Origin of the sequence: Virgibacillus necropolis, assembly GCF_002224365.1 — a bacterium.
Lineage (GTDB): Bacteria > Bacillota > Bacilli > Bacillales > Amphibacillaceae > Virgibacillus_F > Virgibacillus_F necropolis.
Genome location: NZ_CP022437.1, coordinates 396,132 through 421,452, shown reverse-complemented (window position 1 = coordinate 421,452; position 25,321 = coordinate 396,132). Strand labels below are relative to the sequence as shown.

25 protein-coding genes are annotated in these 25,321 nt (G+C 38.0%); 7 read left to right on the top strand and 18 right to left on the bottom strand.

What is annotated here, in order from left to right:
* Nucleotides 1–103: 103 nt before the first annotated feature.
* Nucleotides 104–667, bottom strand: coding sequence for a GNAT family N-acetyltransferase (locus CFK40_RS02170; RefSeq protein ID WP_089530460.1), 564 nt, complete (start codon nucleotides 665–667; stop codon nucleotides 104–106).
* 689 nt (nucleotides 668–1,356) lie between these two features.
* Between CFK40_RS02170 and CFK40_RS02165 the strand changes: the two genes are divergently transcribed.
* Nucleotides 1,357–2,139 (top strand): TerC family protein, encoded by a 783-nt coding sequence (locus tag CFK40_RS02165; protein WP_089530459.1) that lies wholly within the window; start codon nucleotides 1,357–1,359, stop codon nucleotides 2,137–2,139.
* Nucleotides 2,140–2,228: 89 nt separating this feature from the next.
* Here the strand turns inward: CFK40_RS02165 and CFK40_RS02160 are convergent, their stop codons facing one another.
* The gene (locus CFK40_RS02160) at nucleotides 2,229–2,549 is read right to left on the bottom strand and encodes a nucleoside triphosphate pyrophosphohydrolase (protein ID WP_089530458.1); all 321 of its coding nucleotides are present in this window, start codon (nucleotides 2,547–2,549) and stop codon (nucleotides 2,229–2,231) included.
* Nucleotides 2,550–2,739: 190 nt separating this feature from the next.
* Between CFK40_RS02160 and CFK40_RS02155 the strand changes: the two genes are divergently transcribed.
* Nucleotides 2,740–3,489: an SGNH/GDSL hydrolase family protein gene (locus CFK40_RS02155; RefSeq protein ID WP_089530457.1), complete on the top strand. Its 750-nt coding sequence runs from the start codon at nucleotides 2,740–2,742 to the stop codon at nucleotides 3,487–3,489.
* A 269-nt stretch (nucleotides 3,490–3,758) separates the two neighbouring features.
* Here the strand turns inward: CFK40_RS02155 and CFK40_RS02150 are convergent, their stop codons facing one another.
* On the bottom strand, nucleotides 3,759–4,340 hold the full coding sequence (locus tag CFK40_RS02150; RefSeq protein ID WP_089530456.1) for a YpjP family protein: 582 nt from the start codon (nucleotides 4,338–4,340) through the stop codon (nucleotides 3,759–3,761).
* 168 nt (nucleotides 4,341–4,508) lie between these two features.
* On the opposite strand from CFK40_RS02150, the gene CFK40_RS02145 reads away from it, so the two are divergent.
* A complete protein-coding gene (locus tag CFK40_RS02145) occupies nucleotides 4,509–4,943 on the top strand; it encodes a hypothetical protein (RefSeq protein ID WP_089530455.1) in 435 nt (144 codons plus the stop codon).
* Nucleotides 4,944–5,009: 66 nt separating this feature from the next.
* Here CFK40_RS02145 and CFK40_RS02140 read toward each other — a convergent pair whose 3' ends face one another.
* The 4 genes from CFK40_RS02140 to CFK40_RS02125 form a co-directional block, all read right to left on the bottom strand.
* Nucleotides 5,010–6,032, bottom strand: coding sequence for a DUF3231 family protein (locus CFK40_RS02140; protein WP_089530454.1), 1,023 nt, complete (start codon nucleotides 6,030–6,032; stop codon nucleotides 5,010–5,012).
* Nucleotides 6,033–6,128: 96 nt separating this feature from the next.
* Nucleotides 6,129–6,317, bottom strand: a complete 189-nt coding sequence (locus tag CFK40_RS21735) for a CBO0543 family protein (RefSeq protein WP_089530453.1) — start codon at nucleotides 6,315–6,317, stop codon at nucleotides 6,129–6,131.
* A 185-nt stretch (nucleotides 6,318–6,502) separates the two neighbouring features.
* Complete coding sequence (locus CFK40_RS02130) at nucleotides 6,503–7,909, bottom strand: SpoVR family protein (RefSeq protein ID WP_193433363.1); 1,407 nt, start codon at nucleotides 7,907–7,909, stop codon at nucleotides 6,503–6,505.
* 240 nt (nucleotides 7,910–8,149) lie between these two features.
* Nucleotides 8,150–8,587: a hypothetical protein gene (locus tag CFK40_RS02125; RefSeq protein WP_089530451.1), complete on the bottom strand. Its 438-nt coding sequence runs from the start codon at nucleotides 8,585–8,587 to the stop codon at nucleotides 8,150–8,152.
* Nucleotides 8,588–8,843: 256 nt separating this feature from the next.
* On the opposite strand from CFK40_RS02125, the gene CFK40_RS02120 reads away from it, so the two are divergent.
* A complete protein-coding gene (locus CFK40_RS02120; protein ID WP_089530450.1) occupies nucleotides 8,844–9,197 on the top strand; it encodes a protein YmzB in 354 nt (117 codons plus the stop codon).
* A 78-nt stretch (nucleotides 9,198–9,275) separates the two neighbouring features.
* On the opposite strand, the gene yhbH is transcribed toward CFK40_RS02120, so the two are convergent.
* Both yhbH and CFK40_RS02110 read right to left on the bottom strand, forming a co-directional pair.
* Nucleotides 9,276–10,445 carry a sporulation protein YhbH gene (yhbH, locus tag CFK40_RS02115; RefSeq protein ID WP_089530449.1) on the bottom strand — a complete coding sequence of 390 codons (1,170 nt, stop codon included), beginning with the start codon at nucleotides 10,443–10,445 and terminating at the stop codon, nucleotides 9,276–9,278.
* Nucleotides 10,446–10,575: 130 nt separating this feature from the next.
* Entirely contained in the window at nucleotides 10,576–12,471 is a 1,896-nt protein-coding gene (locus tag CFK40_RS02110; RefSeq protein ID WP_089530448.1) for a PrkA family serine protein kinase, read from the bottom strand.
* A 209-nt stretch (nucleotides 12,472–12,680) separates the two neighbouring features.
* Between CFK40_RS02110 and CFK40_RS02105 the strand changes: the two genes are divergently transcribed.
* Nucleotides 12,681–13,205, top strand: coding sequence for a type 1 glutamine amidotransferase domain-containing protein (locus CFK40_RS02105; RefSeq protein ID WP_089530447.1), 525 nt, complete (start codon nucleotides 12,681–12,683; stop codon nucleotides 13,203–13,205).
* Between the two features lie 113 nt (nucleotides 13,206–13,318).
* Here the strand turns inward: CFK40_RS02105 and CFK40_RS02100 are convergent, their stop codons facing one another.
* The 6 genes from CFK40_RS02100 to CFK40_RS02075 all read right to left on the bottom strand — a co-directional run bounded on the left by CFK40_RS02100 (nucleotide 13,319) and on the right by CFK40_RS02075 (nucleotide 18,701).
* Nucleotides 13,319–13,603: a hypothetical protein gene (locus CFK40_RS02100; RefSeq protein WP_089530446.1), complete on the bottom strand. Its 285-nt coding sequence runs from the start codon at nucleotides 13,601–13,603 to the stop codon at nucleotides 13,319–13,321.
* Nucleotides 13,604–13,627: 24 nt separating this feature from the next.
* Entirely contained in the window at nucleotides 13,628–14,800 is a 1,173-nt protein-coding gene (locus CFK40_RS02095; protein WP_089530445.1) for a TraB/GumN family protein, read from the bottom strand.
* Nucleotides 14,801–14,896: 96 nt separating this feature from the next.
* Nucleotides 14,897–15,472 carry an SAM-dependent methyltransferase gene (locus CFK40_RS02090; RefSeq protein WP_089530444.1) on the bottom strand — a complete coding sequence of 192 codons (576 nt, stop codon included), beginning with the start codon at nucleotides 15,470–15,472 and terminating at the stop codon, nucleotides 14,897–14,899.
* An 86-nt stretch (nucleotides 15,473–15,558) separates the two neighbouring features.
* Nucleotides 15,559–16,923 carry an IS200/IS605 family accessory protein TnpB-related protein gene (locus CFK40_RS02085; RefSeq protein ID WP_089530443.1) on the bottom strand — a complete coding sequence of 455 codons (1,365 nt, stop codon included), beginning with the start codon at nucleotides 16,921–16,923 and terminating at the stop codon, nucleotides 15,559–15,561.
* 171 nt (nucleotides 16,924–17,094) lie between these two features.
* Entirely contained in the window at nucleotides 17,095–17,997 is a 903-nt protein-coding gene (locus tag CFK40_RS02080; protein WP_089530442.1) for an aminoglycoside phosphotransferase family protein, read from the bottom strand.
* Entirely contained in the window at nucleotides 17,994–18,701 is a 708-nt protein-coding gene (locus CFK40_RS02075) for a YwaF family protein (RefSeq protein WP_089530441.1), read from the bottom strand. The genes CFK40_RS02080 and CFK40_RS02075 overlap by 4 nt, the downstream gene beginning before the upstream one ends.
* A 142-nt stretch (nucleotides 18,702–18,843) precedes the next feature.
* Here CFK40_RS02075 and CFK40_RS02070 point away from each other — a divergent pair, with 142 nt between their 5' ends.
* Nucleotides 18,844–19,044: a hypothetical protein gene (locus CFK40_RS02070; protein WP_089530440.1), complete on the top strand. Its 201-nt coding sequence runs from the start codon at nucleotides 18,844–18,846 to the stop codon at nucleotides 19,042–19,044.
* 146 nt (nucleotides 19,045–19,190) lie between these two features.
* On the opposite strand, the gene CFK40_RS02065 is transcribed toward CFK40_RS02070, so the two are convergent.
* The 3 genes from CFK40_RS02065 to CFK40_RS02055 are packed head-to-tail and all read right to left on the bottom strand — an operon-like array spanning nucleotide 19,191 to nucleotide 21,933.
* Complete coding sequence (locus CFK40_RS02065; protein WP_089530439.1) at nucleotides 19,191–20,291, bottom strand: ABC transporter substrate-binding protein; 1,101 nt, start codon at nucleotides 20,289–20,291, stop codon at nucleotides 19,191–19,193.
* A gap of 20 nt (nucleotides 20,292–20,311) precedes the next feature.
* Nucleotides 20,312–21,091, bottom strand: a complete 780-nt coding sequence (locus CFK40_RS02060) for an ABC transporter ATP-binding protein (RefSeq protein WP_089530438.1) — start codon at nucleotides 21,089–21,091, stop codon at nucleotides 20,312–20,314.
* A 20-nt stretch (nucleotides 21,092–21,111) separates the two neighbouring features.
* Nucleotides 21,112–21,933 (bottom strand): ABC transporter permease, encoded by an 822-nt coding sequence (locus CFK40_RS02055; RefSeq protein WP_089530437.1) that lies wholly within the window; start codon nucleotides 21,931–21,933, stop codon nucleotides 21,112–21,114.
* A 148-nt stretch (nucleotides 21,934–22,081) separates the two neighbouring features.
* On the opposite strand from CFK40_RS02055, the gene CFK40_RS02050 reads away from it, so the two are divergent.
* Nucleotides 22,082–25,285, top strand: coding sequence for a DEAD/DEAH box helicase (locus CFK40_RS02050; RefSeq protein WP_089530436.1), 3,204 nt, complete (start codon nucleotides 22,082–22,084; stop codon nucleotides 25,283–25,285).
* The last annotated feature ends 36 nt before the right edge of the window (nucleotides 25,286–25,321 follow it).

Sequence of the window (25,321 nt, the reverse complement as noted above, 5' to 3'; positions counted from 1 at the left end):
AGGGCTTCCCTTTCATCACCGAAAATGAATTCCTACTATACTACTACCTACATTTTACTATATGATTTGATACATTAGCAAACCGACCCACATTGGAAAACATTCATCTTATATATTCCGACTTCATTATCGAATAAACGACCGTATCATGATATTTCTCCCCGTCAAAATCCGTCTGCCTAAGCACGCCTTCTTTCGTGAAGCCATACTTATTCAAAATCTTTTTTGATCCATTATTACCAGCAAAAGTATCGCCAACTATGCGATTTAACCCAAGAGTTTCAAAGCCAAAAGCGAGAACCTGCCGAAGAATTTCAGTCATTACACCATTATTTTGATATTCCTTACGAATGATAGCACCTATATCGGCCTTCTTATGCCACAAATTTAATTTATGAAAATGAAATTGGCCAACAATTTCACCATTCTTATTATTCACGATTACCCATGGAATTTCCCTTCGATCATTATAGCGTTCCAGCTGCATATAGATTATCTCTCGCATCTCAGCTTCTGTCTGAACTGGATGCGGCGTAACAAACTTCATCGTTTCCTTGTCACTGACGAAAGTAAATAATTCTGCTGCATCATCTATCGTTAACCCTCTTAACATGTATTGTTCCGTCACTAACCTAGGTATTGTGGTAAAAATAGCTTCGATTGACATACGTGTTCCCCCTGTTAGTCTTTTTCTTAGGCTGTTTTCTAAAAGATTGTTGTTGACGCAAAAGATATATAATGCGACGTAATTGCTGGTTTTGGTGGTTGGTAATCGTTCCGGAAATCCACTTCGCTTTCCGTGGGCTCGCGATGAGCCTCCTCGATCACAAAGAACGCTCTCTGTGGGGTCTCATCGTCTTCGCTTTCCCACAGGAGTCTCAGTGGATTTCCTTCACTGGGTTTGTGCTTAAAAATTTCAATTTACTTTATCACTGGTTGCTTTTATTATAAAATAGCCTTCAATTTATGGCAGTTGATTGGAGCGGAGGGCAGTCGACTCCTGCGGGAGGATAGGCATAGGTGAGACCCCGCAGTGCGGAGCACGAGGAGGCTCACCAGCCGCCCTAAGGTGCGCGACTGCCCGCAGCGGAAATCAACCAGCACTTACGTCGTAGTCTATATCAACTTCGATGTATGAGCAACTACACGAAAACAGCCTTTTCTTAAGTATTTCCTTTAGTTCTGCCCACCCTCTCAGTTAACTACAAATCCACTTAATCTAAAAATATCATAGCGCACCAAATTACCATAATAGTCTTACTATTATCATTGTATCATTTTAACACCTCGGCTTTACGTTTATTCTTATTTAAAACGGGGAAAAAATATCAATCTCCGAAAGAAAGGTGACTATTGATGGAATTATGGCTTGAATATGGCTGGGCATTGCTTGTTATCATTGCCCTAGAAGGATTGTTATCTGCAGATAATGCCCTTGTAATGGGGGTAATCGTTAAAAACTTACCAGAAAAAAAACGTAAAAAGGCACTATTTTATGGCATAGTAGGAGCATTCGTTTTTCGTTTTGCTGCATTATTCGCTATATCCTTTGTTGTTAATATATGGCAAGTTCAAGCAATTGGAGCTGCATACTTAATATACTTAGGTGTAAAAAGCCTCGTTAAAAACAAAAAAGAAGACAAAAAGGGTTCAGGTTCGGAAATCGATGGAGATCAAAGCTTATGGAAAGCTATCCTAAAAGTAGAACTAACAGATATTGCATTTGCGATTGACTCCATACTAGCAGCTGTCGCAATTGCTGTCGCTCTTCCATCTACACCATTACCAATGTTTGGTGGAATGGATGGAGGTAAATTCATTGTAGTATTCATAGGTATGATAATCGGTCTTGCATTAATTCGTGTTGCCGCAACATATGTCGTCAAGTTCATGAAAAAGTACCCTGTATTAGAAAAAGCAGCATTCATGATCGTTGCATGGGTCGGTATAAAATTGGCCGTGCATACACTAGCCCACCCAGATGTGAAATTAGGATTAATCACAGAATCATTTACCCATAGTATATGGTGGAAGGCTACTTTCTGGGGTGTGATGGCGTTGATTGTGATTGTGTCTATTGTGTTGGCTAAGAGACGTGGGCCTGCAAAGGATTACAAAGAGGAGAATACCTCATTATAACTGGAAATTTATAAAAGGGACAAACCGGGGAGAATCATTCTTTTCCGGTTTGTTCCTTTTATTTTGAGCTATTAGTCTTTTACGAAAACCTATTCCACATCAGTCAAAAACACTTTTTCTTTAAACCCACCACGTTGATCCGCTTTTTGTTCACGAATCTTTTCTACTTCTTTAATCCCGCTACCATGCACAGTAGCTAGGGAATGAATCAACTCTAATAAATCAGCTAGTTCCTCTAGAGCATCTTGGTCATTATCCGCTTCTAAATACTCTTGTAATTCTTCTTTCGTTTTCTTTTTTAGTTCCTTTACATAATCATCGTCAGACAAAATAGTAGTGTTAGCATTCTTTCCCGTCATTTTGATGATTGCTGGAATTTTATCACGGATTAATTTGTTGTATGTAGGCATTTAAATCTCTCATTTCTTTTCTATTTAGTTACTCACTCCACACGTTAACATATCATGTATGTGATAGCATCTAAAAGTATTTTCCACTACTAAAATATTCTTGAATTTTTTCACTCCGGAAATTCGACAGACTTATTCTGTTTAAATTACCTATACTATAGACAAGGTCTTAAAAAAGGGAGTGTTTTTATTGAAAAAAGTCCTCAAATCGTTAGCATTGCTTTTAATAATAAGTCTGTTATTTTCTAATATTGCTTTCGCAAAAAGTGATAATGGAAAGCAATCTTTAGTTGCTTTAGGCGATTCTATCCCATTCGGCTACAACTTGGGTCAACATAACCATCATCCTGCAAAATCTGCTTATCCTTATTTAATTGGGAATGATAGTGATTTACGTGTACGCAACCTTGGTGTTCCAGGCTGGCAAACACACCAAATGTTGACTGCTTTGAAAACAGATCAAAAGTATCGTCAAGCGGTTAGACATGCTGATTATATTGTTTTAAACATTGGAAATAACGATCTTTTGCAGGCATTAAGAGCCGCTCAAGCAGCGAGTAATGGAAACTCACTTCTGTTTATGCAATTGTTGCAACAAGAAATACAGAAAAGTAACCTGTTTGCAAACGTTGGTGGAATTATCGAGGTAACTCGCTCACTTACCGATGCGCCAATCGTGGTATACAATGTTTACAATCCTTTTCAATTAGATGATCCTTTATATACATTCGGTTCAGCAATTCTACCTACTATAAACAGTCGTTTTAAAGATTTAACAACTTTGTATAATAGTCAATATGGCAATGTTCTTTTGGCGGATGCCTATTCTGCATTTGGTCAGAATCAATCAACTTATGTACTTCCAGGTGACATCCATCCTACAGTTGAAGGACAAATCAAACTTGCTGAAATTGGCATGGATGTGTTAGATCTTAACTAAACTGACGAAATAGCCAATTGATACTTATAGACTTATACTGATATCCACTAAAAATTTCCTATTAGAGGTTGTTTAAAAAGTCACCAAATGATAAACGGCGAATTTCTTCGTTGGCTTGCCTTTCCAGTCTCATGTAGGAATAGCCTACATTCCGGTCCTCAAGGCTACGCCGCCTCGAACTTCTTGTTTCTAATTTGGCAATTTTTTGAACACGCATTATTAGTGTAAATAAACAAGCAGCCCAGTGTAGAAGCTAGGCTGCTTGTTTATTATGACATCCATTTTGGCGGAATATTTTTGTCCCAATAAATTTCCCCAAGCGGATGGTGTTCTTCAAAATCATCGGAACTTACGTGATAGTGAAAATTGAACCAATATCCCTCAAGTGGCCGTTTTTCGCGCCTAACATCAAATCTAACAATATCTTTCTTTGTTTGGTAATCATATATGTTAAATATCTTTTCTCCATATCCATGTGCTGGTTCCTCTGTAATTGCGAGATAAGGGGAGCTTTCTTCTGCTTTTTCTACTATGTTATTAAGTACTTTTTCCATTTCGGGTAAAATAACACTCGTGAATTCATCATCCACTTGTTGAACAATTTTTGGCCCTAATTTGGTCATGGTTTGTTCCTTAGCTTGTTTAGTTAATAAACTTATAAAATCATCAGGTTCATCTTCTATTATTTCTTCTTCGTTAATTTCTGCAACTGGGATGATAACATCCGCTTCCGAAGAAACAGCTTCATTCGTTTCCTCAGCATTGGTATTTAAATAAGTTGGCGGAATATATACTCCAAGCGTCATAAATGTAATCAGAATAACGGATATTTTTCTAATCCATAGCTTCATATGACTATCTCCCCGTAAATATACTTAGTAATAATTTTACCATGCTAAAGGGAATTGTCTATACAAATTTCAATTTTTAATAAAATTGTAACAATTATTTACAGAATTGTTTGTATCCTCATGTTATCGTTATTAAAGAATAATCAAATCAATCATAGGGGTTTTAAAATGAAGTTTTTTTTGAAATTAAATGCCATTAGTGCTCTTTATGGTTTTATATTTTTTATCGCAAGCGAGCTTATGTTAAACGTATATCGTATTAGTGAAATAACTGGATGGGAGCTGGGTTTTGTCACCAACGTTGGTGTCGCTATTTATATTATTGGATTTATACTTTCTACAACTTTATTCATCAACGTAAGAAGAAAATGGTTGGAAAACCGAAAAGCTATCTTTTGGTCCATTATTCTTTGGTTTCCGTATTTCATTCTTTTTATTTATCTATTTGCTTCTTTATTCCCTATCACTAATCCAGCAAATGAGCCTAATCCTGGGGTTGGTCTTATAATTATGGGTGCAGTTATTTTTTATCCATTTTATTTACTACTTATAAATTTAGTTGGTGCAGGAATAGTCGGTAAATCAAACGGTGACAAATTATGATCATTCTATTTAACGTGGTATGGAAGGCATCTAGAATTACCTAACAAAAAAACTGAACAATTACGTTCAGCTTTTTTGTTTATTCTTGGCTAACTTTTCTCGATCCTTTTTTCCTGGTGGTTGCTCAAGCCAATTATGTTTAATCATGATATCCGCTCCACTTTTTGCAAGTCGCGCAACTTCTAACGATAACCGTTCATAGTTGACCGTTAAATCAGTACGTTGACTGGCAGCCGCAGCAGTGGCATAATTTCCTATTCCAGATGCACTTATAAGTGAGATATGAAACATAAGCAATTTATCTGAGAACGTCTGTGTTGTCGAGTAACTTATACTTACATCAGGGGTATGTGGCGCTTGAATGTCATCTTCCAACAGTGTAGAAGCAAAGATCTTAGTGTGCTTTTGTGAAATTTCTTTTCCTCGTAGCATAAAATCTTGTACTTCTTTAGTTGGGGAAGTTTGAGCAAAACTAAGACACAATTTCGCTCCCATTTCGTTTGTCAGTACATTCATATACAAATGAGAGATCTCAACGGCGTTTAGTGGTCGTTTATTGCTAAATGGATTTAAGCCACTCATATATTTTTTGCTGTCCACATAATCCGCTTCTTTAGGAACTTCAATATAAGGATGTCTGGCATTTATTCCTTTTGAAAGAGCTATTTCACTCGATTCATTAAAGAGAGTAGCTGTTTCTGTTAAACCCTGTATAAAATAATTTCTTATTTCTTCTTTGGCGCTCATAGCGACAAACCCACCATATCCTAACATTCCTACTTTTGCCATGTGATTTATATACGATAAACAAAACGTATCAGAGAAAAGCCATGGAGCGTTCATGTTTACGTCTTCTTCGGTAAATCCATTTGGAACGGCGTATTTTTCCTTTTCAAAAAGAGTGAGTAATTGATCTAAATGATCTGATGAAATATTATATGCTGACTGCACAGCAGGCTTTATGTCTGGGTCATCAATATACTTTAGCATAAAACTTAATATACATTTAGACATACTGTCATTCATATAAGCAGTCCATAGAGAAGCAATTTCTGATGATGTTAAATGAATTTTCTTTTCTTCATTCATAATGTAACCTCCTATTTTGATTGAGCTTGTGAATTAGAATTTTTCTTACAACCGCAATAAAACCCCTCTCTATCCACAAAAAACTAGTTAAAGAAATCAACGTATAATGCCATTTCCACTTTTTCCATATGATCTTTCCAAAAAACACTCAAAGACTGTCATCGGTACGCTAAAGAAAAGTGCTTTTGATAACGCCATTAATGTCTTCGAACGGTAGGATACCTGGTTATATAAAACACCTATTGTTGGAAGCAGTAAGTAATCAAACAGTAAGCTAATATTCATTTTTTGCCATAACTTCCTCCCGTAATGCAAAATTCTAACTTCAGCTTTTTATATAATGCCTTTTAATAGGGTGAACTATTCAGAAGGTATTTTATGGCCGAGTTGAATAAAGGAAGGAGAATACAAAAGAGCAGGGAGATATCATTCTTTATCTCCCTGCCCTTCGTATTTAAATACGATAACCTCTACAAATAATGCCGCTGCACCCTTTTTCCATCATACGCATATTTGACCTTCTTATCCTCCACATACGTTTCCATGTGAACATTTCGACCCCACAATTGATAGATATATGGGAGCACATTTTCCAAGTACGGAAGATTCAACTCGGTGCCCTCATAGCTATGCACCAAATACAGCTCTCCGTTTCGCATGTAGTCTCCATCTTCCACGCTTAGAAACGGGAAGCCTCCATTCACCCGCATGTGTATCAGCTGATCTCTTACTTGCTCATAATCCTTATCCGTAATTTTATAATCACGACCTTGTTTCTCGAATAAATACATATCTTCTTGCTTAACTAAATCCTTGGTTAAATAATTTCTGATGAATGAAATATCAGATTCGATTTCCCGAACTTCAAACATCTTTTCCCTACCTGAATTGAGTTCAACGCCTAATTCCTGCATCTCTTTCGTAGGATTGTTGTATCGTTCTTCAATGTCCTCATAAATTTTTAAGCCAAGGTAATAAGGATTAATTTGTTGTTTGGAAGGCTGCACAACACTTGCGTTCAACGACGCAAATTCAACCGCTTCGTCAGACGTTAGATCCAATTCCCTTAGGATCCGTTGATGCCAATAAGATGCCCAGCCTTCATTCATGATTTTCGTCTCAAGCTGTGGCCAGAAATATTGCATTTCTTCGCGCATCATCGTTAAAATGTCACGTTGCCAATCTGCTAATTCGCGACTATTTTCCTCAATGAAAAGTAAAATATCTTTTTCTGGCTTCGGGGGAAATTTTTTCTTTTGTTTATCTGTTGATGGCTTATTGTCAGATGATGGATTTTTATCCAAACTCCATAAATCATCATAAGGAGTTACTGGTTGCGCCTGTTCTTTCTTATCATCCGCCTCAACGTCATTCACATTTAACTTTGGTCTTACAATTGATGGATCAATGTGCTCCTGAATCGATAGAATAGCGTCTAAGAACTTTTCTACCTCATCCTTCCCATACAACATCTCATAGTCAGCAATACGCTCTGCAGTTGCTGTCATACTCTCCACCATATCTCTTCTAGTATTGGAGAAGCGAACATTATTTTTGAAAAAATCACAATGGGCAAGTACATGCGCAACAATGAGTTTATTTTGAATCAAACTATTGGTATTAAGTAAAAATGCATAGCAAGGATCGGAATTAATGACCAGCTCATATATTTGACTTAATCCAAGGTCATATTGTAGCTTCATTTTATGAAACTGTTTACCAAAGCTCCAATGGGTAAACCGCGTAGGCATGCCATATGCTCCAAATGTATAAATAATATCTGCAGGACAAATTTCATAACGCATCGGAAAAAAATCAAGTCCAAATCCAGACGCAATATCCGTAATTTCATCAATCGCGTTTTGGAGTGCCTTCATTTCTGTCAATGTAATCCCTCCAAGTGTACTTTTTATAGCTTATGAAACAAGAGGGAAATAATGAACGATGAATTTCTCGTAAAAGGCTGTCGATGGTGTTTTTTGATATATTTTTTGTAGTGTTGCACGCGCGGAGTATGAATTCAACAATTTAGAATATTTTTGTTCTACTAAAAGGTAATCCACTAACCTCATTAGTATTAATCCTATCTCTTAGATCATTATCCTTTTTTCTAGGGGTTACACCGAGAAGTAGATCGTTTCTTTAATTTCTTTTTCTTGAGATTCTTCAAAAGGCAAAAGAAAACCTTCAGGCGGGTTACCTAATAAAATTGTGAAAGCTCCACCTTCAAAGTAAATTAGATAGCTATTCTCTTGCTCGACTTCACTTTCCAAGAATACTTTTGTGAACTCTTCAATTTGATTGGCGTTTAGTTCACCATCCAATAGAATTAATTCGCGTCCGCTGCTTTTTTTAATTACCATAAAGACGCCATGTCCACCGATTATTTCTTCTTTATAATTTATTGTCTCCATTGTTTCATGTTCAATAACTTTTGAATAATTGTACCCACAACGATCACAGCAAATGAATAGTTCTCCCGTTTTATAGTAATCATCTTCAATTGCGGTCCGACTACAGTTAGGACATTTTATCGCAGAATAAGTAGATGCCACTTGAGGTTCTCTCCTTTAAATTTAAAATTGGTTGTAATTAGGATTGGAATTTTATTGTACAGTTAAGAGGTCCTGTTTTATTGGTTCAAAAAGGAGTCTAAGAGAGCTTTACGAAGGGATCATTAATGAAGCAGTGGATTTATACATATATTACATTAATTTGCCAAATAGTCAATAAATATTTTTCACGTACTACGACATGATTCCTGCATCATTTTGTAAATCAAGGAAAGTCTATACGATAGAGGTGATTATCATGGAACAAGATTCTATATCGATTGAGGAATTTAACGAGTCTTTGAGTAAATGGACTGGAAAAAATATTAAAATTTTAAAACAAGAGATTGAGGATAATGACGAGACGTTAATGACATTAGAGAAAGTTTCATACATTGAACATACAGAAACGATAGACGACTATGTAGCTAAGTATGCACTACATTTAAACGGCACGGGAAAGATAGAAAACGCTGATAATAAACTTGAACAGCTCCCATTACCGTCATATGAAATACCTCTCGAAGACACAACAACCTATCAATTTAATGGATCTCATTTCACGTTGAAAAATGAACGAGCAGCATACATGATTGAGCTTGCAGATAAATAAGATTCCTTTACATCAGTAACCTTTTGCGCTCTATTAACTACTTCAAAAGGGCACCCCACCCGGGAATGCCCTTCCTAATTAAACGGTAGCCTCTTCTTTTCTGAAAAAACTCTTCATTGCATGATACACGTCTTGTTTTTCCTTTAGGATGTAGTGACGGAATTTCGGATTGTCAAATGCTTTAAATGCGTTCATTAATGTTGTGTTACGGCTTCGTTCATTAATTTCGCCATAACCAAACATATTGGAAACCTCCATCATCTCTTTAACTAGCTTCATACACCTCGCGTTATCAGATGCAATGTTGTCACCATCTGATAGGTGAAACGGATAAATATTAAAGCGTGAAGGATTGTACTTTTCGTCAATTAGCTCAAGCGCCTTTGTGTAAGCTGAGGAACAAATCGTTCCACCGCTTTCCCCTTTTGAAAAAAAGGCCTCTTCTGTTACTACTTTTGCTTCCGTATGATGAGCAATAAATTCAATATCTACTGTTTCATATTTTGAGCGTAAGAACCTCGTCATCCAGAAAAAGAAGCTCCTAGACATATACTTCTCAAATGTTCCCATTGATCCACTTGTGTCCATCATTGCAAGCACGACTGCTTTTGATTCAGGTTTTGTTACATTATTCCACGTTTTGAAACGTAGGTCATCATTGTAAATTGGCGTGATTCCTGGTTTTCCTTCTCTTGAATTACGTTTCAATGCTGTTAAAATGGTTCGCTTTTTATCCACATTGCCCATAAGTCCTTTTTTACGGACATCATTAAATTCAACTTTTTCATTTATGATTTCAGCTTGTTCTTTCTGTTTTAAATTTGGGAGTTCCAGTTCGTTGAAAAGGGCTTCTTCTAACTCAGCAAGTGAGACCTCTGCTTCATAGTAATCGGTGCCGGCTTTATCTCCAGCTTGTTTTCCATTTCCAGCACCATCTTTCCCATCACCACCCGGTTCACGTGCAACAACATCACCAACTTTACTATCACCGTTCCCTTGACCAACATGCTTTGATTTATCATAGTTATAGCGTATTTTATATTCATCTAGGGATCGAATTGGTATTTTGATAACATCTCGACCATTTGACATGATAATTCTTTCTTCACTAACAAGATCTGGCAAATTATTTTTAATAGCATCTTTCACTTTATCCATATGACGTTGCTGATCTTGTAAACCTTTACGATGGAGGGACCAATTTTCCTGGGATACGACAAAACTACCTTTACTCTCTTCTTGCACCATATCCTCTCCTATCTATTCTTTTTTTAGCTTATGCAACTACAAACAAGTTGTTGTCGGTTTTTCGATTTTTGGGTAAAAAAATAACAAGACATCAATATGATCAGTCTTGTTATTTTCCAAGGTTCTCTAGTTATCTATTAAGCAAGCTTCCTACGTAACGCAATAATTCGTTAGCAGATATGGAGTTATAGCCATGTTCATCAATTAACCGTGCAATCACTTCGTTAACCTTTTTAAGCTGGGATTCATCTGGCGTTTGTGATGAGGTCGTAATTTTAACAACATCCTTTAAATCAGCAAATAGTTTCTTTTGAATCGCTTCACGTAGACGCTCATGTGACGTATAGTCAAAGCGCTTCCCTTTCCTCGCATAGGCAGAAATACGAATGAGAATTTCTTCTCGGAAACCTTTTTTTGCATTTTCCGAAATACCAATTTGTTCCTCAATCGAACGCATAAGCTTTTCGTCTGGATTCATTTCTTCTCCTGTTAGCGGATCTCGCAATCTATTTTTATTACAATATGCTTCCACATTATCAAGGTAATTGTTCATCAACGTTTTAGCAGACTCTTCATACGAATATACGAATGCCTTTTGAACTTCTTTCTTGGCAATTTCATCGTATTCTTTTCTTGCCACAGCAATATAATTCATAAAGTCTTCTCGATCCTCCTGTGAGATCGATGCATGCTGGTCAAGTCCGTCTTTCAATGAGCGCAACACATCCAAGGCATTAATTGCAGGTACTTCCTTACGAATGATTGTTGACGAAATTCGGTTGATCACATACCGCGGATCAATTCCCTCCATTCCTTCTTCCGTATACTCTCTCTTTAATTCTTCTACATCCACTTGGTTAAAGCCTTCAACATTTTCTCCATCATAAAGGCGCATTTTCTTCACAAGGTCTACCCCTTGCTTTTTGGAACCCTTCAACCTTGTCAATATGGAAAATATAGCTGCAACCCTAAGTGCATGTGGCGCAATATGAACATGTGCCATATCACTTTCGTTAATCATTTTTTCATAAATCCGTTCTTCCTGACTTACTCGTAAATTGTACGGAATTGGCATGACAATAATACGTGAATGAAGTGCTTCATTCTTTTTATTCGAAATAAACGAACGGTACTCCGCTTCGTTCGTGTGCGCGATAATAAGTTCATCGGCTGAAATTAAAGCAAATCTACCTGCTTTAAAATTGCCTTCCTGCGTCAAAGATAATAGATGCCATAGAAACTTCTCATCACATTTCAAGATTTCCTGAAATTCCATCATTCCTCGGTTAGCTTTATTCAATTCACCATCAAAGCGATATGCTCTAGGGTCTGATTCAGATCCATACTCCGCAATCGTTGAAAAGTCAATACTTCCTGTTAAATCAGCGATATCCTGTGATTTCGGGTCTGAAGGACTAAATGTGCCGATGCCAACACGTTTATCTTCAGAGAAAAAGATTCGTTCAACCAATACATCTTCCATTCGACCATCATAATCCTGGTCAAGCCGCAGCTGATTCAGAGGCGACAAGCTCCCCTCAATACGAATCCCATACTCTTCAAAAAAGTCCTCACGTAAATGGCTTGGAATAAAATGAAGTGGATCCTCATGCATCGGACAGCCTTTAATTGCATAGACTGCACCTTCATCTGTCCTAGAATATTGTTCGAGACCGCGCTTTATCATGGTCACAAGCGTGGATTTACCACCACTAACAGGGCCCATTAATAATAAAATTCGTTTCCGAACATCGAGCCTCTTTGCAGCAGGATGAAAATATTCCTCGACCAATCGCTCAATTGCATCCTCTAATCCAAAAATTCCTTCCCCAAAAAACTGATACATTTTTCTACCGTCTCGTTCTTTCAAACCAGAACTTTTAATCATATTGTAAACGCGTGAATGTGCTGTCTGGGCAACCTCAGGCCTTTGCTTCACTATCTCTAAATATTCTTCAAATGTTCCTTCCCACATAAGCCTTCTTTCTTCTTCCCTATAGCCCTTTACCTTATTTAAAATATCCATCAATATTCCCTCCATCTATGTCAGGGTTTATATATCGTATGCATGGGCATCCATCATGATACCCACTAGTTTTTTTCGTAAGTAGATCGGACAAGCTTTTTTCTTCAAGTAATGACTATTAAAATTGGATAGAAGCATTAATTACACGAAAATCGAAATTATATCTAACCTCTGATACACTTGAAATATTATAGTATGGGGGGATTTACATGCGACTTAAGAATAAAAAAGTGATTGCACTTGTGGAACATGACTTTGAAGATCTAGAACTTTGGTATCCAGTTCTACGACTGCAAGAAGAAGGCGCAAAAGTCCATTTAGTTGGTAAAGAAGCAAACAAAACGTACGTTGGAAAATATGGTGTACCAGCTGAATCAGCATATGCTTTCACGGATATAAAAGCTGCTGACTATGATGCAATCCTTGTTCCTGGTGGATGGGCTCCAGATAAATTACGCCGCTATCCTGAAGTTCTGGAATTTGTCCGGGAAATGGATGAAGCAAAAAAGCCAATTGGTCAAATCTGTCACGCTGGTTGGGTACTCATTTCAGCGGATATTTTAAAAGGGAAAAACGTTACGAGCACTCCTGGAATCAAAGATGACATGACTAACGCCGGGGCTAATTGGAGTGACGAGCCCGTTGTCGTTGACGGTCACATCGTATCAAGCCGCCGCCCACCAGATTTACCACCTTATGTGAAGGCATTTGCAGATAAATTAGCTGAAAGTTAACAGCGAAGTAAACCAGAATTCATTTAAGTTCGTACAACTCTATGCGTTTCTATTCTACTAAAAAGATCCCTGCGCAATTAGCTGCGAGGGATCCTTTTTACTACCAAAACGTATTATTTTTTCCAATAATCCTTAAACGCATTAATAAACTTCTGCGGTGATGTTTTCACTGTATAAGTGTATAGGCCTCCGGTTGTGTGTAAATAGAGCAGACCTCCCTCACCACCAATCGCCCGGTATGATAAATCAAGTACATCCTCAATAGAAAATACGCGGTGCTGGGTGACAATCCTATCGTTATACAAATAGATGACACGTTCATGTTCAATGTTTACTTGTTCCACGCTGTTTACTTCCCGTTGAACCTTTACATACGGATGTTCAGCTATCAAATACATGTAATTCCCCCATCATCTATTTCTCTATAAGTTTTCGAAAAACAAACGAATGACGTCAGCTCCACCAATAAATGTTCCGAGTGAGCTACCCAGGTTTGCTAGTACAACAACAAGCAGTATACGTGTTACTTTATTGTTCCAAAAACCTTTAACACTATGAACATCTTCCGCAAGGTTTTCAAAATCGCCTACATTTGGTCGGACGAAATAGGCTTGGACAAATCCTGCAAACCAGCCAGCGGCAGTAATTGGATCGAGCGACGTTATTGGTGCTGCAACAAAAGCAGTAAGAAATGCAAGTGGGTGTCCGAAAGCGATTGCAACTCCAATTGCTGATAAGCTTCCATTCCATAGCACCCAGCTAATTGTTTGCTGAAGTGCAGCATCTGGATTGGAATAAAAGGTATAAGCAATAATCGAAAGAAGAAAAATTGGAATGAGCCAAGCAATAATTTTAGGCACTTTTGACTTGGGAGGAACCTGAGATAGACGTTCTAAATCATGTTCTTTATTTATTTCAACCTTAATACCAGGAACGTGAGCAGCTCCTAGGACAGCAACAATCTTTTTTCCCGGTGCATCTTTAATCTTTTGGGACAAATACTGATCCCGCTCATCAATTAGAGGCTTCTTTAATTTTGGAAAATTTGCCGTCATATCAGCAAGCATCGAATCCAGCATATCCTGAGACTTCATTTTTTCCAGATCCTCTTCCGAAATTGTTTCTTTTGTAAAAATACTACCGATAACCTGCATGAGGAGAATTCCCTTACCCTTCAACCCAACCCCGCGCCATACACGAGAAAAGGTTGTTTGGATGTTTCGATCAGCTAACACTAGATCAGCATTAATGGCTTTAGCTGATTCAATCCCCTGAATCATTTCTTGACCCGCATTAATTCCAAATTGTTTTGCCATACGACGTTGAAAAGAGGATATTGCAAGATTCATTAAAAGTAGTGTTGCTTTCTTTTCTTTAATAACTTTAAATATATCCATATCACGCCATTTATTTCCATCCATAATCGATTGATATCGTTGTTCATCAAGCTCTATACAAACAGAATCTGGGTTTTCAGCTTCAATAACTTCCTTTACCTGTTCCGCACTGTGTTTTGATATATGGGCAGTTCCAATAAGTATAAGTTCCTTACCATCTATATGTATCCTCGTAATATTTTGGTTTTCCTCAGACATAAATGACCAACTTTCTTTAAAGCTTCTACATAAAATAATAAACTAATTTAGCCTAAATGAGAATTATTTTGTTAGAGGGGATAAAATGAATCATCTCTAGTTTAGACGATAGATCAAAAAGCGCTCATATGAATCATCTTTATAACCCGGCAACCTGATCTCCTCTTTCAACTTAAAAACCGTATCATTCTCCAAATAAAAGATATAATCGTCTGAAGGATAGTATACTATCAGGTCCACTTCCCGTTCTGAAACTTCCACTGAGCGTAATATATTATTAACGACATTCATGAAAATTTCTTTTGAAAATGGGTTAAAAAAATAGAACCGATTGTCCAGGCGATCAATATGATAGTCTTCTGCTAGGCAGCAATGGAAATGAATTTTATCGTTACTTTGCTTATTTTTTATCCTATAACTACTCTGATTTTCAATTGCTATCTGGTAGAACGTTGGGTCCATTTCCACACCTGTAACGTGTGCTTGATAGAAGTAATTAGCAAAGAAATTCAGCCTACCCTTGCCACACCCAAAGTCAACCATATGATCGCTGCTTTTCAACTCATAGCTGTCAAATAAAACTTCTAATGCACTGTATTGAGTTGGTTCATAGGGATGATAGTGGTAGGATCTATTCGATTCCTTTTGGTACCCACCTGTATGGATGCTCATTAATTTATCATAGTAGTACTCTGTGAACCTCTCCCCCTAAATCGAAGATTTTGATGGAGCTTCGATTGACTTAAATACAGCAAACGTCACGCTGGTTTCGCACCGTTGGTGCGTAGAGCCTGATGTAAGCTAATTAATGAAGCCAATGTCAGCCGAGTTCTAGCTAGTAATTCGGGGACTTTTGCCTGAATTGCTAACCTCTTCTTTTCAGAAAAGGGTTTAAGAATTTCTCTAATAAAATACCTCGCTCCTATGTTGTAGGAAGCACTTAAATCTGCGTGATAGACTTTGCCATTTTGAAAGGTGGCAAGGTCTTTTTTAGTATTACGTTTCACTTCACCAGATCCATCGAAAGCAAGAGAGGACGTGTATTTAGGATTAACCCGTCTTAAGCGCATTCCACGATAATGAGCCATTTCCTCTACTTTTGATTGAACCCCTAGCTTACACCAATGGTGCAATTTATGACGTAATTTCTTCGCACCAAATATGCCCTTAGGAATATGCATTTTTCCTAGGTATTCGAATACAATGACATCTGCATCATAAGTTTCAGCAAACTTTATAATTTCAGATGCCGTATTTACTTTGATATGGTTTTGCAATCCATTGATTTTTTTCCAATAATTTGGCGCTTCGATAAAACCTGAATTGCGCTGTGCTTTTTTGAGCTTTCCAACAAGTGTGTTCATCCGGTCTTTTTCTATTGGTTGATTAATAAACTTCCTTCCAATGACAGTGCCATCTGAATACATTGCAGAGCAAACTGCAGAATTGGTCAGCCCAAGATCAACAGAAACAATGATTTGATCTATAATTTTTGTTTTCTTGAGTTTTATTTCTTTCGTATAAGAGAAGTTTATAAAGCATTTTTTACCGATTTTTACAAGCGTAGGATTGTTTTCTTTCCAGTCCATGATTCCTCTATTTTTAAGGTTTTTATCGTTAAAGGTGATTATCTCCCAGACCCAGTCGTTATTTTTGTGAATTTTAATTTCTGCTTGATCAGTAGAAAGACGATTAAACATATTTCCTTTATAAAGTACCGGAAACGCGTCGTGTTCGACACGTAAAACCGGAGGCTTTTTCTTGAAAACCTTACCTTCAGCATGTGCCTTAGACTTTTCATCTTCCCAATTTTGAAGGTTTGAACGATAACTTTTTACGATACCGAAACCTTTCGAAATCGCTGATCTTCTAAGGTAAGAAGGAAATTTATAAAAATTACTTGTAAAGTTGTATTTCGGGGTGGGGTTATTTTTTGTTCGATGGATGAACTTTTCAACGGCCGGAGTCAATTCTTTTGTTAGTAAACCTCCCAAAAGGGAATACTCTTTTTCGATTACTTCTACAATGAAACCTAGCGCATGACGATAAACAAGAAGTGTAGGTTCGAAAGCAGTGCTTCCATGTGATAAAATTTTATTTTTAATCGTTTTTGTTTGTTCCATGGAAGCCACCCCTTAACGAGAACTGTTGTTCCCAATTATATAACCCTCTGAAAATTAAAGCAACAAATAAGGATGAAATTTTGTAAAGAACAAGACCGCGAAGGTTAACCCCCACTAAATACTACGTATTTTGAAGGGGACTGTACCTTCGCTTTTTCGTTTCTGTCACTCTTAATCATCCATGAATTCCACTAGCCACTTTGTACACTGATATGTTTTATCCCAATCTGGATCATTATCCTCTAAACTCCAGCAAACAGAAAGAGTAGACATGGATATAGCAGCTTTCAGCAACCGTTCACGGTCGAGGTCCAAGTGTTCACAAAAAGCTTCTATCCGGTATTTCAGCAGCGCCCTTGGATTTTCTTTTTCGTGCAGATGATTGAATAGAAAGGATATGAGGTCAAAATACGGATCGCCTCCCACTCCCTTTGGGTCAATGGCCATCCAACCATGCCGCTCAGAATACAAAATATTTTCATGATGCAAATCACCATGAAGCAATTCAGGTTCTGCTGTTTCAATCAACTCATGAAAAAACCTTTCAGCCAAATCTAAAATAGACTCGGAAATTGGACTATCACCATTCTGGTCACTAGCCCGGTATCTTGTAATACTAGTAACCCAGTCACTTATCATTGGCATGGAATTGCCCTCTGGTAACGGCCGCCGGATAGCTTCCCACACCTTTATGTAGTGCCTGATAACGATAGATTCATCCTCTACCTCGGAAAGCATCGTTCCTGGTACAAGCTGGTCAAGAAGTATCGCGCCATTTTCCGAGTCTGCTTTTAATAGTTTTGCACAACCTTCTCCATTATATAAGTGAACGGTTCGAACCTCATTTTGAAAATCAAATCCCGGTACTCCCAGTTTTAAAATACACGGCTTTACTTCTGAATCCAACACTCGTAACACATAATTATAAGAGAGATTTGATACCGGCCCGATAGAAGTGAGATCCCAATTCTTTAGATAAGATTGAATTTTTGCTTCTAATGTATGTAACCAATCCTTACCATCGTCACCAAAACAGCCGATTATCTTCTCCTGAAATGCGTTAGGAATTTTCATTTTTTAACACTCTCCTTTTTACTTTTAGGAATTGCTCTTACTAGAGAAAAGGCTAAACAAAACCCAACAAAAGTCACCACGAGCACCCCTGCTATATAAACTTCCTCTGGCCATTCTTTGAAAAAGGGGCGGTATTTCAGATAAAAATAGTTGCCATCAATTACAGGGTTTAGAAAATACACCCCAACGAAATATAGCAGAAAAATGAAATAGGACCTTATTACCCCACTGAACCTCGGCCTCCAGTTATAAGCAATATAGGCATAAAACGGCAATAAAATAGTCACAGCATGGTTTACAACAAATGAAATACCAATCACATGGTAGACCGGATAAATCCGTTGCGGGTATAAAAATGACCCATATGCATACAGTCCAAAGTAGAACATTATTTCAAGTGCCTTTTTATTTTTTGTTAGAAGAAAATACATACCAAGCAAGGTAGAAATTCGACAAATGTGAAGGGGGAGCGATTCAGAAAGGTTAAAGCCCGTCTCTATGAGATACCAGGAATAGAGCAAAATCTGCTGTATAATCAATACTATTAAAATTACATTACCAATTTTATTTGGGTTCGCTTTTACCCGATTTCGATTGAGCAGGAGTGCGAATAAAGCAGCTATTACAATAACTAGGTAAATAATATGATTCACACCAAAAACAGTAATATAATCTGTTTCTTCACTCCACCAGCTAGTTATCATGATTAAAACCCTCTCCAAAGGTATCTGTTAGAATCTATTATAGCAAAATTGGATTTGATTTCCGAAGTGTCCCACCAAGTCACTATATAAATTTCAATAATCCATGTATAATAGGCTTAACTTTAATTTGGAGGATGATATCATGGGAAAATCTTATGCCCGTAGACAACGGGAGAAACGGATACGGGAAGGCCGGCCAAACCCGGTAAATAGCAGAAGCCCTTTTGCTCAGCTTGATTTACGAACCCGCAAGACAAAAAGTAAAAAAGACATATTGTATCGAAACAAATATAAGAATCGCAACCCTAAACAGTGGGAAGGCGATTCTTATTTAATTAGCTAAATCTCTTCATTAACACAGATTTTCGTTTCATTTTATCTCTATACTTATTTTAACATTAATTCTCGTGTCACAAATACCATGGCTTGTCCCCTAGTAAATGAAAGAGAAAGACGAGAGCATTTACTTCCGTCTTCTGCAAAAATAATTTATTTATACTCCCCAATAATCTCTACCGCTTTTTCCGTGATGGAGGTATCAATTGCTTTCCCAAAATCTAGTTCTCCTCGGATAGCCCCATTTTCCTTATACATTTTATATTGACTCTTTATATCATCAACAAACATTTCGCCATTCGGATTCAATCCTGTAACGGAAACTTTTCCCCATAATTCCGGATCCTCGAGTGGCGTGTGCTCTGTCATAATTTTAATAATCTCATCTTTGCCTTCACCTTTTATAAAAGCATCGTTGTAATCACGTACACCTTTTAAATAAGCAGCCATAAATCGTAAGGAAACATCCTGTTCTTCATTGATAAAGTTAGGTGATCCAAGCACCATCGCAATTTGTGCTTCTGGCGCATAGTCAGTTGTATCTCCGAAGCGAACATGGATACCTTCTTCAATTCCTTGTGTAAGTAATGGTTCAATTTGGAGAGCTGCATCAATCGAACCATTTGCAATGGACGCGAGCATGTTTCCAAAGTCAGACATCAGCACAAATTCTACGTCATCCTCTGTTAAGCCTCCATGTTCAATCATTTTCCTGAAAATATAATCATCCACAGCATTTTCAGTAGAAACAGCAATACGCTTTCCTTTAAAATCAGCGTAGTTGTTCATTTCATCTTGCAAATCTTTGTCTATTACGAATGAAAAGTAAGAATCTCCTTTAATATTGTGTCCTTTATCCGCAATTATTTTAACGTTAATTCCCTGAGCAATCGCATTAAAGAATGATGCAGACGAGATTCCTCCTGCAATATCAACTTCACCAGAAGCAAGCGCCGGCAGCATATCGTCACTGTTTGCGAATTTGGCGAACTCTACTTCAATATTATAATCTTCAAAGTAACCTTTTTCTTTTGCAATGTAAAAGCCAGCTCCTGATGCCGAACCATCTTCTGCAATCACTACTGTTGCTGTCTCTTCAAGTGGTGCCAAATCTCCAGAAGGATTATCTTCACTTACTTCATCATTAATATCCTTGTTGCTATCGGCCTTGTCATCTGAATTTGAAGAACAGCCACTAATAACTAGTGCGAACAAAAACAATGGAAGTAAAAACAAAATTTTAAATTTCCCCATGTTAACTTTCCTCTCATAAGCTATATTCTTGATCCTTGTACCTCATCATGCAGATGATTCCATATTTCCACAAAGCTGCTTGCCATCTCTTTATTAGCACGTATCTGTTCCATATTTCTCGGCCGTGGTAAATCGATAATTTTTTCATCAATAATCTTGCCTGGCTGGGAACTCATTAATAAGATTCTGTCGCTCAGCAACAATGCTTCATCAATGCTATGTGTAATAAAAAGAACAGTCTTCTTTGTCTCTGCCCAAATCGTTAATAATTCGTCCTGGAGAATAAATTTGTTCTGCTCATCTAATGCAGCAAAAGGTTCATCCATTAATAAAATCTCTGGGTCATTTGCAAAGGCACGCGCTATACTCACCCGCTGTTTCATTCCCCCCGACAGGTCTTTTGGAAAATGCTTTCTAAAATTCTCAAGACCAACTTTTTTTAAATAGTAGGACGTACTTTCTTTTACAACCTTTTTGGGCAAATGCCTCATATTGAGTCCAAAGGCCACATTTTCTTCAACAGTTAACCAAGGGATGACACCTTGTTCCTGAAAAACCATTGATTGTAAAGGACGATCCTTTTTAGCCTGTGCGATAGAAAAGTCGCCAATACTTGGTTTCTCTAATCCTGCAAGAATCCGAAGTAAAGTTGTCTTTCCACAGCCACTTGGCCCAATCAGACAGACAAACTCTCCATCTTTTATGTCTATTGATACATCCTCTACAGCTGTAACATTTCTATTTTTCTTATAAAATACTTTTGTCAGATTGTTGATTGAAATTTTCGTTTCCTTTGTCACCGTATCACCTCTCTATTAACCTATTTCCATGGCAATAATTTCTTCTGGATTCCTCTTAAAATAAGGGAGAACATGTATCCAAAGAACGAGATTAATACAAGACCCACATACATCTCATTTAGTAAAAAGGCACTATATGAGGTCCAGATTAAATAACCGATACCAGAGTTTGCACCCATCATTTCCGCTGCTACAATTGTCAATAGCGCAATCGCCTGCCCCATTTGAATGCCTTCTATCATAACTGGGAGAGAGCCAGGTAGAGCAATTTTAAAGAAAAAGTCTTTCGAATTAGCTCCATAGTTTTTCGCAACATCCAAATACGTCCTATCTATATTTATAACACCGGCTACCGTATTAATAATGACTGGAAAAAATACACTTCCTGCAATTGTTACGATTTTGGATACTTCCCCAATTCCAAATATCATTAAAATAATCGGTAATAATGCTAGTGTTGGAATAGGCATTAGTGCCATTACTAGCGGAGAAAGAAAATGCCGTAATGGTGAATACAATCCCATCAAAAGTCCAAGAACAATTGCTGGTATCACACCTAGTATAAAGCCGGCGAATATCCTAAAAAGTGATATTCCAATATGGCTAAATAATTCTCCTTCTGTTGCCATCGTAAACAGCGTTCCGATTATCTCCGTTGGCGCTGGAAAAAACCGAGCATCCACCAGACCAGTTCTGGATAAAAATTCCCACAAAACTAAGATAAGAATAGGAGATGATATTGTAAGCACCTGTTTAAATCGATTTCTTCGTTGTCTTTTTTTCCATTCCTCTTGTTCTACTGCAACAGGATCGCGTTCTACATTACCAATTAATTTGTTCATCCTCCACCACCTCTAATAAATAATATGTGCTTTCGCCCAAAAGTGTGAAAGGTTAGGAATAAACAATTCTGTGATACAATCATGTTAATTAGATTTTGTAAAACAGACTTGTGCGGGTAACGAAATATCCTTAGAAGGAGCGAGGCATATGAATATAGAATTAGATTATAAAATCATTGAAAAATTATGCGGTACAGTCTCCTTCAAAAAAGGAGACTCTTTTTATCGCGCTAACAAAGTAACATTTACTAATTATGGCCCAGACATTTGCCAGGCAATCGTTAGAGGGGCTGATGATTTCCATGTCACCATTGAAAGAAAAAGTAACGGAAGCTTTCGTTCCAAATGTAGCTGTCCAACGTTACCTTCTTTTAAACGTGATTGTCAGCATATTGCGGCTGTTCTACTGGCAATTTATGACCAGCAGCGCCACGGCTGGGATGCAAATACAAATCACGGGAAAAATCAGGAGCTTACAAACGGGTTAATGACGCTCTTTGATGGGCAACCTGTGCGGTCAAGTGGTCATCAACTTCACTTTGAAAACAGACAAGTGCTTGATGCAACATTTACTTGTAAACCCGTCATCATGAACAAATCGCGATACATGTTTGGAATAGAAATAAAAGTCGGTCAAACCAATGTGCAAAACATCCGGCAATTTCTGGAGCATGTGAAAGTGGGCAGCCCAAGCGCGCTATCGAGTTCATTTACATACAGTCCTAATCTTCATTGTTTTCAAGCAGAAACAGATGCTGTTATTCAGAAACTTATCCAGGTGATTGATGATGAGAAGATTTATGGTGACAAACCCGACCCAGTAATTAATACCAGCACGTTGATCATTCCACCATCTTCCTGGGAACAGCTGACCCTTCTGCTTACAAAGGCTCCTTTGGTGAAAATAGTGTATAACGAAAATACGTATGATGGCTTACATTTATCGGACAAAAAGCTTCCATTACAGTTTTATTTTAATGAAACAGCTGATAAAAACTTTCAGCTTCAGATCAAAGGGCTTAACGGGATGGTTGTATTGAATTCATATAGCTCTGTTCTGTCTACCGGAACATTAACCAAGCTGAGAAGCGAGGATTGTCTACGCCTTTTTGAGCTAAAACATATGCTAGAGGCTTCAGAAACGGATCAAATTCCAATTTCAGATAAGCAGTTGAATTCCTTCCTGGAAAAAGTAGTTCCAAGCTTGAAAAAAATTGGGGATGTCAAACTAACTGATGCTATGTCCAGCCATGTTAGGAAGTCACCCTTGATTGCCAAGCTATACTTGGATCGCGTGAAAAACCGACTGCTCGCTGGGCTCGAATTCCACTATGAAAACACGGTGATTAATCCGTTGGAAAGTCGCGAATTACCGGGGGGATCCTTATTTATAAGGGATGTGGAGAAGGAAGACGAGATACTGAATCTGATGGAAGAAAGTATGTCTGCTAAGACTGATAGCGGGTACTTTTTACACAATGAAGAGCTGGAGTATCAGTTTTTGTACCACGTTGTTCCGAAACTGCAAAAGCTTGTTCAACTCTATGCCACTACGGCTGTAAGAAATAGGATTACGAAAGGAAAATCCATTCCAAAAATTAGAGTCAAGGTCAACAAGGAACGAACAAATTGGCTGGAATTCAAGTTTGAAATGGAGGGTATTCACGAAAAACACATCCGCGAAATTTTGGAGGCACTAGAAGAAAAACGAAAATACTATCGGTTACGTAACGGATCCCTCCTCTCATTGGAGACCAAAGAATTTGAAGAAATTCATCGTTTTCTAAATGCGGTTCCAGCTCAGGATAAAGATCTGGTAAGTGGCTTGAATATACCAGTCATCCAGGGACTTCATGCGCTTGATTCTATTGATGATAATAATGTATTCACGTCAGAGGAATCGTTTCATCAGTTCCTGGAAGACATTCGCAATCCTGACAGTTTGGAGTTTACCGTGCCAAATAGTCTAGAGTCAATCTTAAGAGACTATCAAAAAGACGGCTACAAATGGATGAAAAAACTTGCAAGCTATGGCTTTGGCGGAATTCTGGCCGATGACATGGGACTGGGTAAAACACTCCAAAGCATTACATTCATTCTGTCAGAGTTGCCAAACATCCGGAAAAAGAAGCTTCCCGCCCTGATTGTTTGCCCATCTTCTTTGACGTATAACTGGCTGAATGAAATCATCAAATTTGCTCCAGATATAAACGCCAAGGTTGTAGATGGTAATAAAGCAGAACGAGTCACTATTCAGAAAGACGTCATGGATATGGACGTTGTCATTACCTCCTATCCACTGCTGCGGACAGATATAAAATGGTACGAGAAACAAGCCTTTCAAACCGTATTCTTTGACGAGGCACAGGCATTTAAAAACCCTTTAACCCAAACGGCTCGAGCAGTTAAGAATATCCAGGCAGATTATCGCTTCGCTCTTACGGGTACACCTGTGGAAAATTCACAAGAAGAGCTGTGGTCCATTTTCCACGTTGTCTTTCCTGAGCTGTTTCAGGGGTTAAAGGAATACAGTAATCTCTCAAGGAAAAAGATTGCCCGAAGGATCCGTCCGTTCTTACTTCGCAGGTTAAAAGAAGACGTACTTTCAGAGCTCCCTAAAAAAGTGGAGACAACAGATTCCATGGAGCTGTACCCCGAACAGAAGAAGCTGTATGCCGCTTATTTAGCGAAACTGCGTCATGACACATTGAAGCATCTTGACAAAGATACACTCCGGAAAAATCGGATTAAGATTCTAGCCGGTCTAACCCGTTTACGGCAGATTTGTTGTCATCCAGCTTTATTTGTGGACGATTATAAAGGAAGTTCAGCAAAATTCGAGCAGCTGCTGCAGATTGTAGAGGAATCAAGGCAAGCTGGCAGAAGGGTACTGATTTTCTCCCAATTCACCAAAATGCTTGGACTCATCGGCAGGGAATTATCCACTGAAGGTCTGCCTTTTTTCTACCTTGACGGCCAAACACCATCAAAAGAACGGCTAGAAATCAGTAATCAATTCAATGCAGGAGAACGTAATATATTCCTTATTTCCTTGAAGGCAGGCGGGACAGGTCTCAACCTTACAGGCGCCGATACGGTTATCCTGTATGACATCTGGTGGAATCCTGCGGTCGAGGAACAGGCAGCTGACCGCGCCCACCGAATTGGCCAGTCAAATATTGTGCAGGTCATTAAGCTTGTTGCCCGGGGAACAATTGAAGAAAAAATGAATCAGCTGCAGGAGAAAAAGCGGCATCTCGTTGAAGAAATCATAAATTCCAATGATAAGTCACCGTCTACGCTAACCGAGGAAGACATTCGGGAGATACTTGACGTAGAAATTAAGACATAAGCCATGTTTTTGGCCTATGTCTTATTTATTCTCCGA

Coding starts and splice junctions, on each gene's coding strand:
- CFK40_RS02170 (WP_089530460.1), bottom strand. CDS start 667: ATGTCAATCGAAGCTATTTTTACCACAATACCTAGGTTAGTGACGGAA.
- CFK40_RS02165 (WP_089530459.1), top strand. CDS start 1,357: ATGGAATTATGGCTTGAATATGGCTGGGCATTGCTTGTTATCATTGCC.
- CFK40_RS02160 (WP_089530458.1), bottom strand. CDS start 2,549: ATGCCTACATACAACAAATTAATCCGTGATAAAATTCCAGCAATCATC.
- CFK40_RS02150 (WP_089530456.1), bottom strand. CDS start 4,340: ATGAAGCTATGGATTAGAAAAATATCCGTTATTCTGATTACATTTATG.
- CFK40_RS02145 (WP_089530455.1), top strand. CDS start 4,509: ATGAAGTTTTTTTTGAAATTAAATGCCATTAGTGCTCTTTATGGTTTT.
- CFK40_RS02140 (WP_089530454.1), bottom strand. CDS start 6,032: ATGAATGAAGAAAAGAAAATTCATTTAACATCATCAGAAATTGCTTCT.
- CFK40_RS21735 (WP_089530453.1), bottom strand. CDS start 6,317: ATGAATATTAGCTTACTGTTTGATTACTTACTGCTTCCAACAATAGGT.
- CFK40_RS02130 (WP_193433363.1), bottom strand. CDS start 7,909: ATGAAGGCACTCCAAAACGCGATTGATGAAATTACGGATATTGCGTCT.
- CFK40_RS02120 (WP_089530450.1), top strand. CDS start 8,844: ATGGAACAAGATTCTATATCGATTGAGGAATTTAACGAGTCTTTGAGT.
- yhbH (WP_089530449.1), bottom strand. CDS start 10,445: ATGGTGCAAGAAGAGAGTAAAGGTAGTTTTGTCGTATCCCAGGAAAAT.
- CFK40_RS02110 (WP_089530448.1), bottom strand. CDS start 12,471: ATGGATATTTTAAATAAGGTAAAGGGCTATAGGGAAGAAGAAAGAAGG.
- CFK40_RS02105 (WP_089530447.1), top strand. CDS start 12,681: ATGCGACTTAAGAATAAAAAAGTGATTGCACTTGTGGAACATGACTTT.
- CFK40_RS02100 (WP_089530446.1), bottom strand. CDS start 13,603: ATGTATTTGATAGCTGAACATCCGTATGTAAAGGTTCAACGGGAAGTA.
- CFK40_RS02095 (WP_089530445.1), bottom strand. CDS start 14,800: ATGTCTGAGGAAAACCAAAATATTACGAGGATACATATAGATGGTAAG.
- CFK40_RS02090 (WP_089530444.1), bottom strand. CDS start 15,472: ATGAGCATCCATACAGGTGGGTACCAAAAGGAATCGAATAGATCCTAC.
- CFK40_RS02085 (WP_089530443.1), bottom strand. CDS start 16,923: ATGGAACAAACAAAAACGATTAAAAATAAAATTTTATCACATGGAAGC.
- CFK40_RS02080 (WP_089530442.1), bottom strand. CDS start 17,997: ATGAAAATTCCTAACGCATTTCAGGAGAAGATAATCGGCTGTTTTGGT.
- CFK40_RS02075 (WP_089530441.1), bottom strand. CDS start 18,701: ATGATAACTAGCTGGTGGAGTGAAGAAACAGATTATATTACTGTTTTT.
- CFK40_RS02070 (WP_089530440.1), top strand. CDS start 18,844: ATGGGAAAATCTTATGCCCGTAGACAACGGGAGAAACGGATACGGGAA.
- CFK40_RS02065 (WP_089530439.1), bottom strand. CDS start 20,291: ATGGGGAAATTTAAAATTTTGTTTTTACTTCCATTGTTTTTGTTCGCA.
- CFK40_RS02055 (WP_089530437.1), bottom strand. CDS start 21,933: ATGAACAAATTAATTGGTAATGTAGAACGCGATCCTGTTGCAGTAGAA.
- CFK40_RS02050 (WP_089530436.1), top strand. CDS start 22,082: ATGAATATAGAATTAGATTATAAAATCATTGAAAAATTATGCGGTACA.